The following is a 14,032-nucleotide window of genomic DNA, read 5'->3' as shown; positions in this document are numbered from 1 at the left end:
TGGTGCGGTTGCCCGCTCAGCCGATCATTTTCTCGAGTTCGCCGAGCGGGAAGCCGCCGGCCGGGATCCGGTCGCGGACGGCCCGGCGGACGGCGGTCTGCACCACCGCGTTGGCCGGGGTGGGTACGCCGTGCAGGCGCCCGAGCAGCACGATCTCGCCGTTGAGGTGGTCGGTCTCGACCGAGCCCGCGCCCCGGGCCAGGCTCTGCCAGGTGGAACCGCCGGAGCGCTCCTCGCCGCCGACGGGCCGGTGCGACACCAGGTCACCGCGCTCGGCGGCCTCCTCCTCGACGGTGGTGTGCGCGATGCCGGCGGCGGCGAGCGCCGCCTCGCCCTCGGCGCGTACCCGCTTCGACAGGGCCTCGGGCACGTCCCGGCCGAGCAGCGCCTGGAGGCCGTTGCCGAGGTTGGCGAGCAGCTTGCCGTACTTCCAGCGCATCACGTCGTCGCGCACCGGCGCGACGAACCCGGCGGAGGTCAGGTCGGCGGCGACCGCCCGGCTGGTGTCGTCGGCGCCGCTCGGGTAGCGGCCGATGTGCAGCATGCCCGGGTGCGGATGCCCGTTGGCGACCACCAGGCCCGGTTCCAGGTGGGTGGCGGGCAGCCACACGCACACCGGGTGTACGCGGGCGAAGCGCCGCAGCGCGGCCGGCTCGTTCGCCACGCCGTTCTGGGCCAGCACGACCGGCAGCCGTTCGCCCGCCGTTCCGCCGCCCTCGACCGGCGCGTCCGCCCACGCCGTCAGCGCCGCCACGGTGTCCTGCGACTTCACGGTGAGCACCAGCACGGTGTCGGCCGGCAGGGGCGGGCCGTCCGGCCCGGCCACCGCCGGCAGCCGGCCGATGACCTCACGCTCCGGCGTGCGCAGCGTCAGACCCCGCTCCCGCAGCGCGTCCAGATGCGCGCCGCGGGCCACGAGCGTCACGTCGTGGCCGGCGTCGGCCAGGAGTACGCCGATGGTGCCGCCGACCGCGCCCGCTCCGATGATCACATATCGCACGGGTCCGATTCTGCCCCTATGTGGCCTCGCCCGCCGGATACGCCGCTTGTCAGGCGGTGAGCCCCGCGTCGGCCAGGATCGGACCGGCCAGCAGCAGCGCGCCGACCACCAGCGCGCCCACGCTCACCAGCAGGAACACGCCCACCCATAACAGCGCCGGGAACGGCGTGAGCCGGGCGAGCTGGTCGGCGTCGGACTGCGGCATCCGGCCCCGGGCGCGTTGCCGGTGCAGCTCGAACACCGGTCGTACGCCGCCGAGCAGCAGGAACCAGACCGACGTCCAGGCGAACGCGGCCTGCACCTCGGGCGAGGTGTACCAGGAGACGGCGAGCACCACCCCGCCGGTGACAAGCAGCGAGAGCACGCCGAACAGGTTGCGGATCATCACCAGCATGGCGAGCAGCAGCGCCACCGCCAGCCACAGCAGCAGCGTGATCCGGTTCCCGGCCAGCAGCCACGCGCCGCCGAGGCCGAGCAGCGACGGCGCGACGTACCCGGCGAGCAGCGTGAGGATCATCCCGGGCCCGGTGGGGCGGCCGGCGGAGAGCGTCAGCCCGGAGGTGTCCGAGTGCAGCCGGATGCCGTGCAGCCGGCGGCCGGTGAGCAGCGCGACGAGCGCGTGGCCGCCCTCGTGCGCGATGGTGACCGCGTTCCGGGCGATCCGCCACGGCAGCCGGGTGGCGACCACGGCGAGCGCGACCACGGCGGTGAGCACCACCAGCAGCGGCGGCGGGTCCGGCTGGGCGCTCGTCAGCGTGTCCCAGAGCGTGGTGAGGCCGTCGATCAGGGGCATGGGCGGGGAGCCTACCGGCCCGAGCCGTGTCGTTCGACCGGCCGAGTCTCATAGAGTGTGAGACTGATCGGACGAGGCGCCGGAGCGGAGGTGAGGTCGGTGAGCGCAGCTCCCTTGGAGCCCTACAGCTCGCACGAGCAGGACGGCGACAGCCACTCGCTGCGGCTGCACCGGCTCGACGGCGCGCACTACGTCGAGGACGCGGTGGCCAAGGCGGGTGAGACGCTCAGTGTCACCGAGCCGTTCCGCTGGGCGATGGACCCGAGCGCGCTCCGCTGATCCGCAAACGACGCGCCACCTGGGCGAACGATGGGCGTCGATGAAAATTTCCTTGCTCCCTATTGCGATCTAGGGCACTAAGCTCCAAAGATGGGCGTCAATAAACGGACGTTCCTCTGGAGGCAACCATGGCCCGTACCAGACTCTCCGTACGCCGGCTCCTCGCTGCCGGCCTGGCCGCCGCCGCCACCGCGGCCGTGGCCCTCGTGGCGACCGCCGGACCGGCCGCCGCCGCGACCACGCCCGGGATCGACGTCTCCCGTTACCAGGGCAGCATCAACTGGACCAGCGTGCGCAACGCGGGCATCCAGTTCGCCTTCATCAAGGCCACCGAGGGCACGAGCTACAAGGACCCGAACTTCAACGCGAACTACGTCAACGCGTACAACGCCGGGGTGATCCGCGGGGCATACCACTTCGCCCGGCCGAACATCTCCGCCGGTTCCACCCAGGCCAACTACCTGGCCAGCAACGGCGGCGCCTGGTCGGCCGACAGCCGCACGCTGCCCGCCGCGCTGGACCTGGAGGGCAACCCGTACAGCGGCGGCTACTGCTACGGCCTGAGCACCACCGGCATGCGCAACTGGGTCCAGGACTTCCTCAACACCTACCGCTCCCGCACCGGCCGGTACGCGGTCATCTACACCACGACGAGCTGGTGGAACCAGTGCACCGGCAGCTGGAGCGGCCCGTGGGCCAACCACCCGCTGTGGATCGCCCGCTGGGCCAGCTCGCCCGGCACCCTGCCGGCCGGCGCTCCGTTCTACAGCTTCTGGCAGTACACGAGCACCGGCTCCGTCTCCGGGATCAGCGGCAACGTGGACCGCAACTACTGGAACGGCGACCGCAGCCGGCTGATCGCCCTGGCCAACAACACCTGATCCACCGGCTTACGACAGTGGGACCGCCTCCGTGCGAGGCGGTCCCACTGTCGCGTCGTACGTGGCTCAGGCTCTGCGGCGCGCGGAGGCCGGCACGGGCGTCCGGCGCATCCAGCGCCACGCCGCCACACCCGCGATCGTGAGGGTCAGCACACCGAGGACCGCGACCGGCGCGGACAGGCCGGCGGCGATCAGGAGCAGCACGACGTCGCCGAGCGCAACGAGCATCCACAGTGCCAGCCGCGGGCCGGTGTCCCTGCGTCGGTAACCCATGTCGCGCCTCCTTCCGTCGTCGGAGGGATTCATACCCCCGAGGACGGAAAGCCATGCGAGCGAGTTTCGTGACCGGCGGGATTCCCGGTCAGTTCTGACGGTCCGGCACGAAGCCCTTGGTGATGATCTCCCAGTTGGCCAGGTTGGCGTCCCAGTCCTTCGCGGGCACCTCCCAGCGCAGCGCGAAGCCCCGGTTGCTGGCGGTCGCCACACCACGGTTGCGGACGTGGAAGCGGGTGTCGCCGTTGCGCGTCTCCAGCCAGTCCCAGTCGGCGCAGGTGCGGAAGTAGGGGTCGCACTTGGTGATGCCGACCAGTTTGTAGTTGCGCACGAAGTTGCGCCGGCTCGACTCCTGGCTCTTCCAGTCCGCGTACGCGTCCTTCTTCGGGTTCGGCGTCCACTGGATGAACAGCACCCGCCGAGCGCCGCCGACCTCATAGAGCACGACGTTGTCGCTGCGGACCCGCGCCTCGAAACCGTTCGGGATCGGCACCTTGAAGCCGTTCGGGCCGGTGTAGAGACGCCAGCCGGCCGGCAACGCGGCCCCGGACGCCGACGGGCTGGCCGACGGCGTGGGGCTGGCCGACGCGCTGGTCGCCGGGGCGCTCGGGGACGCGCTCTCGCTCGCCGCGGGCGGCGGCGCCGCCGACGCCGAGGTGCCGGCCGTCGGCTCACCGCCGTCGCCGTCGTCACCGTTGTTCAGCAGCGGCACGGCCACCACCAGACCGACGAGCAGCAGCAGGACCAGCGCGCCGATCAGCAGGTTGCGCCGGTTGGGCGCGGACTTCTCGACCGGCAGCACCGTGGCCCGGCCGGTCGACTGCGCCTCCTGCACCGGAGCCGGGCTGACCGGTGCGGAGCCGGTCACGGCCGGGCTGACCGGCGCCGGGGCGTGGGTGACCGGCTCGCCGTCGAGCCGCGTCTCGTCCAGCGCCGGGTCGACGCCGTCGACAGGGGCCTCGTCGTCCACCCGGGTCTCGTCGGTGGAGGGCGCCGGGTCGAGCTTGGTGGTCGGATCGGCGGCCGGCGGAGCCACCTTCGCCGTCGGGCCGGCGTCCGAGGTGGGCGCCGCCACCTTCGCCGTCGGGTCGACGGCTGCGGCCGTACCCCCGGTGGCGGCCCCGGAGACCGAGGTCGCCGCGCGCTCGGCCTGGTCGGCCGGGCGCGGCGCCGGTACCAGCGGCGGGCGCGGCACGCGCGGACCGTTCGGCCCCGGCCGGCGTACGCCGTCCAGCAGTGAAATGCCCTTGGCCCGGCGACCGGCGGCCTTGCGCAGCATGCGCTCCGCCACCTCGGCGGTGATCCGCTCATCCGGGTCCTTGCGCAGCAGCCCCTGGAGCACCGGCTTGAGCGGCCCGGCGTTGCGCGGCGGCGGCAACGGCTCGGTGGCGAGCGCCGCCAGCGTGGCGATCGCCGACGGACGCGCGTACGGCGACTTGCCCTCGACCGCCGCGTAGAGCGTGGCGCCGAGCGACCAGAGGTCGGCCTCCGGCCCGGCCGTGCCGTCCCGCGCCCGCTCCGGCGAGATGTACGCGGGCGAACCGAGCACCATGCCGGTGCGCGTCACGTTCGGGTCGCCGGGGATCGTAGCCAGGCCGAAGTCGGTGAGCACCACGCGGCCGTCCTCGCCGAGCAGCACGTTGCCCGGCTTGACGTCGCGGTGCATGATGCCCGCCTTGTGCGCGGCCTTCAGCGCGTTCAGCACGCCGAGGCCGATCTCGACCGCCTTGGCCGACGAGACCGGACCGTCCTCGGCGATGGTGTCCTGCAACGACTTCGACGCCACGTACTCCATGACGATCCACGGATCGCCGTCGGTGCGCAGCACGTCGAAGATGCGGACCACGTTGACGTTGTTGAGCCGGGCGATCGCCCGCGCCTCCCGCAGCGAGCGCTCGCGCATCTCGCGGCGCTCCTCGGGGGTGAGGCCGGGCGGCGGGACCAGTTCCTTGATGGCCACGTCCCGGTGCAGCACCTCGTCCCGCGCCTTCCAGACGCGGCCCATGCCGCCCTGACCGAGCGGCGTGATAAGCCGGTACCGGTCGGCGACGAGTTGGGGGAGCGCGTTCGACATCGCAGAAACCGTACCCGGCCGCTGCGACGCCTACACCGTCGGCACGCCACTGTACGGCGAAGGTCGAATTCGTGACGGTTACCCTTGGGGCATGTCTGCCGAAGAGCCGCTGTTCCGGATCGTCCGCGGCGTGCCCACCGCCGAGGAGCTGGCCGCTCTGGTCGGCGCGATCATGGTGCGTCCCCGCCCGGCCCAGGCCGCCACGCCGGCCCCCGTGTCGCAGTGGGCGCGCAGCACACGTCCCGCCCTCGCCGGCCCGGTCGCCGGCGCCGGCGCGTGGCGGGCCTCCGGCCTGCCCCGCTGACGTCTGGTTCCACCCGCGGCGCCGGGCGGGGCTGCCGGGATCCACGTTGAGCCACTAACCTCACTCAGGGAAACCGTGTGGTGACGGGCAGGAGGCTCCGATGATCCCGGAGGACAACCAGCCAGCCGGCTGGCTGCGCGGCTACGGCGGCATCGAGGCCGACATCCGACAGATGCGGGAGTTCGCCGACCGCCTCCAGGACGAGGTGACGCGCAACTACTCGCCGCATTTGTCGTACATCGCCGACGACATGAAGGCCCCGGTACCCAATCCGGCCGACGCCTTCATCGAGCTGGTCCATTTCCTCCAGGCCCACCACGACACCCAGACGGCAGCGGTCAGCGCCGTGTGGGACCTGGCACCCGCCACCGGCCGGCTCGCCGACGCCGCCGGCCGGATCGCCAACCACTACGGCGACGCCGACGCGTTCTCCTCCGCACGGGTCACCGACGTCGAACGGGCACTCGCCGGGCCGTCGAGCACCGTCGCCCGCCCGCTGCCGCCACTGGCCGACCCCACCGCCCCCGAACAGAGCCGGGTGATCCTGCCGTGATCGAACGGGGCAGCGGACGCACCTCCGGGCTGACCGACTGGCGGCTGATGGACGTCCTCAGCATGTGGGCGTGCCTCCAGGACCAGGACACCGCCGGCCAGTGGAAGCAGGTCGCCGGTTGGCGCAAGGTCTGTGACCTCGCGCTGACCCACCTCAGCCGGCTGCGGGAATACCGGCGCGGCCTCGCCGAGGCCTGGCCGCCCGAGACCAACGCCGCCGCGCGGGCGTACATCGCCGAACTCGACCAGCTCATCGACCGCGTGCAGCGCACCCACGACGCCGCCGCCGCGAACTACGACGCGCTCGCCGCCGCCACCCGCGCCATCGGCAGCGCGCGGGCCGAGCTGCAACCCCTGCACGAGGAGTACGAGAAGAAGCTGCGGCAGAAGCGGGCGTACGAGGCGACGATCGCCGACCCGAAGGCGGTGGCGGGTAGCCGGTTGCCGGAACGGCCCCCGGTCACTGACGACGACTTGGAGCAGTTGAACGTACGGGCGCGCGGGTTGATGACGGGGTTGAGCGGCGAGCTGCAGCACGCCCAGGTCATGCTCCAGCGCCCGCCGGCTGCTCCTCGGCCTGGCATCGAGACGAATAACCCAGATGTCTACGGGGCCAGCGGGGCAGCACCAGTTATTCCACCAATCGTTCCGGTTACTGTCACAAGTCCAGGCCCAAGGTCAAAGCCAGCGCCGCTCGGCGGCACCTCCGGCCAAGGACCACAAAATCCCCCCACCGTGGGCGTCGGACCAATCCTTGGCGGCGCCGGTTCCACCTTGACGCCTCCTCCAAGCATCACCACACCAAACGTTTCATCGACTCCCCCATCGTTGCCGAGTGCGACTCCCCTTCCCCCAACCGTTCCTGGCGCTCTAGGTGCTAGCCCGCCTCCGCGAGATGCTCGACCTCACCCCTTCACTGGCAGCCCGGTTTCAGGCGAGGCGCCGAAGAACTTCCTCCCTCGCACGCAGCCGAACGGGTTGATCGGTCAACCATTCGGCCCGGGTCTCGTCCAGCCGTCTTCTCCGAATACCACCCCGCGCAGGGTAAATCCCGTCGGCGGTGTCATAGGAGGTGGCGGCGCGGGTACCGCGCCCGCTGGCAATGCTGGATCGCGTCCCGGGATTGGAAGAAACCCCGTGATGGGCCCGATGGGCGGATCACCTCTCGGCGGCTACCCCTCCACGACTAACCGACCCGGTCGTCGGGACGAGACGAGTGGAGTTTCTCGACCATGGGATCAAGACAACCCCTGGGAGACCGACAAGGGGGTTAGTCCAGTGGTGCTACCTCCGACCGATGATGGTCCGATCGATCCGGGACCAGCCATCGGGCGAGATCGCTGACTGATTCAACATGCGCATCGCCCTCTCGATTTTGGCCGTCGTCAGCTTCATCTCAGCCCAAGCAGCGCAGCCAGCCGCGCCAGAGGATGCATTGCGAGTCCGGAAAGATCAGTGGCATCTGGACTTCCTCAGGGTGAATGAAGCTCATAAGATCTCTCGCGGAGCCGGGGTACTGGTAGCCGTCCCCGACACTGGAGTTGACCCTCATCCGGACCTCTCCCAAAATCTGCTTGAAGGAAGGAATGTTCTGACGGGAAGCGGCGATGGTTTGCGCGACGCGAACAGTCACGGAACCGCCATGGCGGGACTTATCGCCGCCCACGGATCTGGCAGGGAAATCGGCGCACTCGGCATAGCACCGGAAGCCAAGGTTCTCCCAATAATCTCCTCCACCTCGGACAACTATGGCGAGGCGGACAAGCTCGCCGAGGCAATAGATTATGCAGTCACGCAGCATGCCGGAGTCATAAGCATCTCGAGCGCCGGCGTCGCGAGCGAGAGGCTGATTCGATCAGTAAAGAGCGCACTCGCTGCAGACATAGTCGTTATCGCAGGCGTCGGCAACCTCCCGGAAGCTGCGACGATCGGCTATCCAGCTGCAGAGGAAGGTGTGATCGCCGTAGGCGGGACCGATCAGGCCGGGAACCACGCCCAAATTTCCGTCACAGGATCCAAGATCGAGGTCGCTGCCCCAGCCGTTGATATCTACAGCACCAGCTACGGCGGCAAATATTCGAAGGGCACGGGGACATCCAGTGCTACCGCGATCGTTGCCGGCGCTGCTGCACTCATCCGCTCCAAGTACCCCAACCTCCCCGCGCAGGAAGTCGCCCACCGGCTGACCGCCACCGCCGTCGACAAGGGACCACCAGGCCGCGACGACCAGTACGGCTACGGCGTCATCGACCTGGTAGCGGCGCTCACCGCCGATGTCCCCCCGCTCGGCTTCGAGTCCTCGAACGTCACGCCACCGGCGTCGGCGGAGGCAGCCCCGGAAAAGGGCGACGACAGCAGCGCGACCGTACGCGGGCTCGCCACCCTGGGTGTGCTGGTGGCGGCGGGCGGCGGATACCTGTTCTGGCGTCGGCGCCGACGTGCCGACGACCCGCCGCCGAGGGTCAGCCGGTAGCGTCGGCGGGGTGTCGACCTCCGTACCGGTGCGCCTCGTGCTCGCCTCGCAGTCTCCCGCCCGCCGCAAGTTGCTCCAGGCCGCTGGCATCGAGCCCGACGTGCTGGTCAGCGGCGTGGACGAGTCGCAGGTGGTCAGCGAGCGCGCCGAGGATCTGTGTCTGGAGTTGGCCCGGTTGAAGGCGCAGGCCGTACGCGATCGGCTGCGGCCGTCGCCGGATGAGCGCACTCTCGTGCTCGGCTGTGACTCGGTGCTGGCCTTCGACGGTGAGATCCTCGGCAAGCCTGATGACGCGGCGGACGCCACCCGGCGGTGGCAGCGGATGCGCGGGCGCAGCGGTGTCCTGCACACCGGGCACAGTCTGATCGACGTGACGCACGAGTCGCGGGCCGAGGCCGTCGCGTCGACCACTGTGCATTTCGCCGACATCAGCGACGAGGAGATCGCCGCGTACGTGGCGACGGGCGAGCCGCTGGCCGTTGCCGGCGCGTTCACCATCGACGGGCTGGGCGGCGCGTTCCTGACCGGGATCGAGGGTGACCCGGGCACAGTGGTGGGGTTGTCCCTGCCGTTGCTGCGCCGGCTGCTCGCCGAGGTGGAGCTGAGCATCGTCGACCTGTGGACGAAGGTCGCGCCCGGGGGCCAGGAGATCGAGCATCTCGGCTAACGTCCGGACATGACCACGAAGCCTCTGCCGCTCACCCCGGAACTGCACGCCTATCTGGTGGCCCATGGGTCCGCGCCGGACGAGATCGTCCGGGAGCTGGCCGAGGAGACCCGGGCGGCCCTGCCCGCCGAGGCGGTCATGCAGGTCGCGCCGGAGCAGGCGGCGTTCCTGACGTTCCTGACCCGGCTGCTCGACGTACGGCAGGCGGTCGAGGTGGGCACGTTCACCGGCCTCTCCTCGCTGGCGATCGCCCGAGGGCTCGCCGATGGCGGGCGGCTGACCTGCTTCGACATCTCCGAGGAGTACACGGGCGTGGCCCGGCGCTACTGGGAGCGCGCCGGTGTGCAGGACCGGATCGAGCTACGCATCGGCCCGGCCGCCCAGACGCTGCGCGAGCTGCCCCGCGAGCGTTACCTGGACTTCGCGTTCATCGACGCGGACAAGGTCGGCTACCCGATCTACTGGGACGAGCTGGTGCCGCGCATGCGCCCCGGCGCGGTGGTCGCCGTCGACAACACGCTGCGCGACGGCCGGGTGCTCGCCCCGCGAAACGCCGACGACCGGGCGATCGCCGCCTTCAACGACGCGGTGATCGCGGACGTGCGCGTCGAGGCGGTCATGCTGCCGATCGCCGACGGCGTCACGCTCGCCCGAGTGCTCTGAGCCGGCCCGAACACAACCTCGCCGAAACGGAGTCGATCAAGTCGCGCGGACCGGCGCGGGCAAGGCACGCCCCAGCCGCACCGTCAGCAGCACCGCCACTGCGATGAACGCGGGCAGCAGCAGGAACGCCGGGTGCGGGCCGGCGCCGTCGGCCACCCACCCGAGCGCGACCGGCGCGATCCCGAAACCCACACCCATCGAGTACGCCGACCAGCCCGCCGCCTTGTCGGCGGCCGGACCGGCGACTGCGAGCGCGATGGAGATCGCCAGCGGGTAGTGCAGCGCGTTGCCCAGGCCGAGCACGACCAGGCCGGTGACGGCGAGCCAGCCGACCGTACTGCCCCAGAACAGCGCGAACCCGGCCAGCGAGACGGTGAGCGCGCCGAGCAGCAGCGGCACCGGCGGCCAGCGCAGCGCGGCCCGGCCACCGGCGATCCGGCCGGCGAACATGCCGCAGACGATCGCGGCCACCGCCGCCGACGCCCCGCCCGCGCTCAGCCCGGCGTGGGTCCGCAGCACGTCGGCGGTCCAGAGCGACAGGCAGACCTCGATCGACCCGGTGACGGACATCAGAACCCAGGCGATCCAGTACGCACGCGGCAGCCTCCCCGCTGCCCCACGCACCCCGGAGGCGGGCACCTCCGACGCCGGCATCCCCGGCGCGGGCACGGCCGAAGCGGGCACAGGCACGGCACCCCCGGACGACACGGTGACGGGAGCGCCCGAAGCGGGCACGGCGGCGTCGGATGCGCCGACGGCGGGGCCTGCCGGAGCGGGCGCGGCGGCCTCGGCCACCCCGGACGTGGGGACGGCGGGCCCCCGGGTGGATGCGGCCACGGCGACCGGTGTGCCGGCAGCCGCGACAGCGGGGGCGCGGTTCGGCCCGCGTACCCGGAAGGTCAGAGCCGCGAGCGCGACAAGCGTGATCAGCCCGACCTCGACGGCCATCAGCGGTCGCCAGCCGAGGCCGGCGTCGACGCTGGCGCCGATGGTCAGCGGCGCCAGGATGCCCATGCCGGCGCACGCGGCGTTGGCCTCGGTGAGCGCGGCGGGGGCGGCGGGTCCGTGCCGGGCGGTGAGCACCACGCTGACGCCACTGACGATCATCATGCCGAAGGTGGCGATGACCGCGACGGCGGCGAGCGTGGCCGGTAGCGGGCGGAGCAGGCCGAGCGCGGTGACGCCGGCGGCGACGCCGGCGAGGCCGAGCCAGATGGCGGGGCCGCGGCCGAGGCGGCGGGCGATCGGGGCGAACAGCGCTCCGCCGGCAAGCGCGCCGACGGCGATGCCGGTGCTGTGCAGGCCGGCGACGGCGGCGCTGGTGCCCTGTTCGTCGCGGAGCAGCGGTACGACCGGGCCGAATCCGTAGAGGAAGAAGCCCCAGAGACCGAGCTGGGCGTAGGTCAGCCAGGTGATCCGGTCACGGGCGAGGCGGGGCACCGGCCCACGCTACGCGCGTGGCGCCGGTGCCCCCTGCCTCCTGAGAGGTACGTCTCCCCTGGTCAGCGGACACTGCGGGCGAACTGGCGGGCGGCCCAGAAAACGCCTGCGGCGGCGAGCACCGCGATGATGCCGAGGCCCTGCCAGACGCGGTCGTTGCCGAGGTCGCCGTTGAACAGCGCGCGCGTGCCCTCGACCGCCCAGGAGAACGGGTTCCACTTGGCCACGCCCTGGAGCCAGCCGGGGGCGAAGGTGAGCGGCAGCAGGATGCCGGAGAGCAGCAGGACCGGCTGCGCGACGGTGTTCATGAGCGGGGCGAGCGCGTCCTCGCTCTTGACCTTGAGCGCGATGCCGTAGGAGACGGCCGAGGTCATCAGCGCGATGAGGGCGAGCATCAGGTACGCCAGGAGCAGGTTGCCGATGAAGACGCGCAGGTCGAACGCGAGCGCCAGCAGCGTGATGATGATCGCCTGCGCGATGAGCGAGACCACGTCACGCAGGGACCGGCCGAGCAGCAGCGCGAGCCGGCTGACCGGGGTGACCCGGGAGCGTTCGATGACGCCGGCGCGCAACTCGGCGATCAGGCCGAAGCCCTGGAACAGGCCGCCGAAGATGGCCAGCAGCACGAGCAGGCCGGGCACGAAGATCTTGTACGCGGCGGCCTGCGTCGGGGCGTTCAGCGCGGGCTTGAGCAGCGGGGCGAACAGGAGCAGGTACATCACCGGCTGGAAGACGCCGACGAAGATCCACACCGGGTTGCGCAGCAGCAGTTGCGTCTGGCGCTGGAAGATCAGCCAGGTGTCGCGGGCGAGTTTCATGACAGCTTCTCCGGGGTTCAGGACTCGCGCAGCGAGCGGCCGGTCTTGGTGAGGAAGACGTCGTCGAGGCTGGGCCGATGCAGCTCGATCGAGCGCAGGTCCAGCCCGGCGTGGTCGAGGCGGCGCAGCACCTGCGGGATGGCGGTGGCGCCCTCGTCGACGTAGAGGCGCAGGCCGCCCTCGTCGACGGTCTCCAGCTTGCTCACGTACGCCTCGGTGTCGAGCAGTTCGGCGGCGCGCGGGGTGCTCGGGGCGTCCAGTCCGACGATCACCACCTCGCCGGAGATCTCCCGCTTCAGCTCGGCCGGCGTGCCCTCGGCGACGATCTCGCCGTGATCCATGATCGCGATGCGGTCGCAGAGCGCGTCCGCCTCGTCCAGGTAGTGCGTGGTGATGAAGACGGTCATCCCCTCGGTACGCAGCCGGCGGATCTCGTCCCACATGTGCGCGCGGCTCTGCGGGTCGAGGCCGGTGGTCGGCTCGTCCAGGAAGACGATCTTCGGCTCGTGGATGATGCCGAGCGCGATCTCGACCCGCCGGCGCTGGCCGCCGGAGTAGGTCTTGCACTTGCGGTCGGCGTACTCGGTGAGCTGGAAGGCTTCGAGCGCGCGCTCGGCGCGTCGGTGCGCCTCGGCCTTGCTGATGCCGTAGAGGCGGGCCTGGAGCACCAGCTCCTCGCGGGCGCTCGACTCGTCCCAGGTGCTGCCGCCCTGGGCCACGTACCCGATCCGGCGGCGCACCTCGGCCGGGTCCTTGCGCAGGTCGGCGCCGGCCACGGTGGCCTCGCCGCCGTCCGGCTCGATGAGCGTGGCGAGCATCCGCAGCGTGGTGGTCTTGCCGGCGCCGTTGGGCCCGAGGAAGCCGAAGATCTCCCCCTCGGCGACGTCGAGGTTGACGCCGCGGACGGCGTCCACGGTCTTCGTCTCGCGACCCTCGCGGGAGCGGTACGACTTCCGCAACCCCCTGGTCTCGATCATTTCTGCTCCTGGTCGTCCGGGCGGGCCTGACCGGCCGCCGATCGTCCGCGAGGACGCACGAATCCCCCGCGATTCCTACCGAGGCTAACGCGATATAGCTTCTTTGGTCAACGTTGATTATGTCGTGTCATCGGGAGCCGTCGGTCCAGCCCGACCAGCCCTCGGCCCGCTCCATCCCATCCGGCAGGTACGACACTCCCGACTCGATCCGCTCCGCGATCCGCTCGCACCACGCCGTCTCCGCCTCGGCGCGGGCCAGCCACAGCTCGAACATCCACCCGACGTGCACCGGCTTGCGGGTGCGTACCCAGTCCGAGTCGAGCGAGGCGCGCATCGACTCGACCCCGGCGCGAAGGAGGTTCGCCCGGTTGCGCAGCGCCGCCGCGGCCTCCTCGCGCGGCATCGCCGGCAGGAAGGAGAACGCCGCCACGAACGGGTCCGGCGGCTCCTGCACCTGCCACCACTGCGCGCGCAGCAGCGTCTCGAACTCGTCCTCCCCCTTCGCCGTCACCTCGTACGTGGTGCGGGCCGGGCGGGCGCCCACCTGCTCGACCGAGACGGTCCGCAGCAGGCCCTCGTCGGTGAGTTTGCGCAGCGCGTGGTAGATCGAGCCGGGCTGCACGTTGGCCCACTTGTCCGCGCTCCAGCTCAGCAGCTCACGGCGCACGTCGTAGCCGTGCACCGGCTGCATCCACCGGACCAGGCCCAGAATCATCATCCTCGTTGCCGACACCCGACAAGCGTAATAGGCAAATTTGACTACAGTGCCGCATCCCACACTGAGCGATCGTTAGGCTCCGCAGGTAGGCCGCTAAACTCCCGGCAACGACCTCCCGGG

Annotated in this window: 16 protein-coding genes; 7 read left to right on the top strand and 9 right to left on the bottom strand. The window is 71.2% G+C overall.

The features are described 5' to 3' along the window. Window positions 1-16: 16 nt before the first annotated feature. Both PVK74_RS25490 and PVK74_RS25485 read right to left on the bottom strand, forming a co-directional pair. Window positions 17-1,000 carry a ketopantoate reductase family protein gene (locus PVK74_RS25490; RefSeq protein ID WP_166455850.1) on the bottom strand — a complete coding sequence of 328 codons (984 nt, stop codon included), beginning with the start codon at window positions 998-1,000 and terminating at the stop codon, window positions 17-19. A 49-nt stretch (window positions 1,001-1,049) separates the two neighbouring features. After that, a complete protein-coding gene (locus PVK74_RS25485) occupies window positions 1,050-1,793 on the bottom strand; it encodes a M50 family metallopeptidase (protein WP_166455849.1) in 744 nt (247 codons plus the stop codon). Between the two features lie 99 nt (window positions 1,794-1,892). Between PVK74_RS25485 and PVK74_RS25480 the strand changes: the two genes are divergently transcribed. Both PVK74_RS25480 and PVK74_RS25475 read left to right on the top strand, forming a co-directional pair. Beyond that, window positions 1,893-2,072: a hypothetical protein gene (locus tag PVK74_RS25480; RefSeq protein WP_233514584.1), complete on the top strand. Its 180-nt coding sequence runs from the start codon at window positions 1,893-1,895 to the stop codon at window positions 2,070-2,072. 128 nt (window positions 2,073-2,200) lie between these two features. Next, entirely contained in the window at window positions 2,201-2,953 is a 753-nt protein-coding gene (locus PVK74_RS25475) for a GH25 family lysozyme (protein WP_043326667.1), read from the top strand. 66 nt (window positions 2,954-3,019) lie between these two features. Here the strand turns inward: PVK74_RS25475 and PVK74_RS25470 are convergent, their stop codons facing one another. Together PVK74_RS25470 and PVK74_RS25465 are read right to left on the bottom strand one after the other, a co-directional pair. Further along, the gene (locus PVK74_RS25470; RefSeq protein ID WP_043326669.1) at window positions 3,020-3,226 is read right to left on the bottom strand and encodes a hypothetical protein; all 207 of its coding nucleotides are present in this window, start codon (window positions 3,224-3,226) and stop codon (window positions 3,020-3,022) included. Window positions 3,227-3,314: 88 nt separating this feature from the next. Next, window positions 3,315-5,300 (bottom strand): serine/threonine-protein kinase, encoded by a 1,986-nt coding sequence (locus tag PVK74_RS25465; RefSeq protein WP_274477404.1) that lies wholly within the window; start codon window positions 5,298-5,300, stop codon window positions 3,315-3,317. Between the two features lie 91 nt (window positions 5,301-5,391). On the opposite strand from PVK74_RS25465, the gene PVK74_RS25460 reads away from it, so the two are divergent. Then, on the top strand, window positions 5,392-5,604 hold the full coding sequence (locus tag PVK74_RS25460) for an acyl-CoA carboxylase subunit epsilon (RefSeq protein WP_274477403.1): 213 nt from the start codon (window positions 5,392-5,394) through the stop codon (window positions 5,602-5,604). Window positions 5,605-5,704: 100 nt separating this feature from the next. Beyond that, window positions 5,705-6,157: a hypothetical protein gene (locus PVK74_RS25455; protein WP_113972043.1), complete on the top strand. Its 453-nt coding sequence runs from the start codon at window positions 5,705-5,707 to the stop codon at window positions 6,155-6,157. A gap of 292 nt (window positions 6,158-6,449) precedes the next feature. On the opposite strand, the gene PVK74_RS31170 is transcribed toward PVK74_RS25455, so the two are convergent. After that, the gene (locus PVK74_RS31170) at window positions 6,450-6,704 is read right to left on the bottom strand and encodes a hypothetical protein (protein ID WP_064447650.1); all 255 of its coding nucleotides are present in this window, start codon (window positions 6,702-6,704) and stop codon (window positions 6,450-6,452) included. A gap of 806 nt (window positions 6,705-7,510) precedes the next feature. Between PVK74_RS31170 and PVK74_RS25445 the strand changes: the two genes are divergently transcribed. Genes PVK74_RS25445 through PVK74_RS25435 form a run of 3 tightly spaced genes read left to right on the top strand, consistent with a single transcriptional unit; the run spans window position 7,511 to window position 9,959 of the window. Further along, entirely contained in the window at window positions 7,511-8,629 is a 1,119-nt protein-coding gene (locus tag PVK74_RS25445; protein WP_274477401.1) for a S8 family serine peptidase, read from the top strand. Between the two features lie 10 nt (window positions 8,630-8,639). Continuing rightward, window positions 8,640-9,296: a Maf family protein gene (locus PVK74_RS25440; RefSeq protein ID WP_043326679.1), complete on the top strand. Its 657-nt coding sequence runs from the start codon at window positions 8,640-8,642 to the stop codon at window positions 9,294-9,296. A 9-nt stretch (window positions 9,297-9,305) separates the two neighbouring features. Further along, a complete protein-coding gene (locus tag PVK74_RS25435) occupies window positions 9,306-9,959 on the top strand; it encodes an O-methyltransferase (protein ID WP_274477400.1) in 654 nt (217 codons plus the stop codon). A gap of 36 nt (window positions 9,960-9,995) precedes the next feature. Here PVK74_RS25435 and PVK74_RS25430 read toward each other — a convergent pair whose 3' ends face one another. The 4 genes from PVK74_RS25430 to PVK74_RS25415 all read right to left on the bottom strand — a co-directional run bounded on the left by PVK74_RS25430 (window position 9,996) and on the right by PVK74_RS25415 (window position 13,912). Beyond that, on the bottom strand, window positions 9,996-11,399 hold the full coding sequence (locus PVK74_RS25430) for an MFS transporter (RefSeq protein WP_274477399.1): 1,404 nt from the start codon (window positions 11,397-11,399) through the stop codon (window positions 9,996-9,998). A 62-nt stretch (window positions 11,400-11,461) separates the two neighbouring features. Further along, window positions 11,462-12,217, bottom strand: a complete 756-nt coding sequence (locus PVK74_RS25425; RefSeq protein WP_013284036.1) for an ABC transporter permease — start codon at window positions 12,215-12,217, stop codon at window positions 11,462-11,464. A gap of 17 nt (window positions 12,218-12,234) precedes the next feature. Further along, window positions 12,235-13,194, bottom strand: a complete 960-nt coding sequence (locus PVK74_RS25420) for a daunorubicin resistance protein DrrA family ABC transporter ATP-binding protein (protein ID WP_043326688.1) — start codon at window positions 13,192-13,194, stop codon at window positions 12,235-12,237. Between the two features lie 127 nt (window positions 13,195-13,321). Beyond that, on the bottom strand, window positions 13,322-13,912 hold the full coding sequence (locus PVK74_RS25415; protein ID WP_043326691.1) for a PadR family transcriptional regulator: 591 nt from the start codon (window positions 13,910-13,912) through the stop codon (window positions 13,322-13,324). Between the last annotated feature and the right edge of the window lie 120 nt (window positions 13,913-14,032).

It is taken from the genome of Micromonospora chalcea (genome assembly GCF_028768405.1).
In the GTDB taxonomy this organism is placed as follows: domain Bacteria; phylum Actinomycetota; class Actinomycetes; order Mycobacteriales; family Micromonosporaceae; genus Micromonospora; species Micromonospora chalcea.
This window is presented reverse-complemented; position numbering and strand designations above follow the sequence as displayed.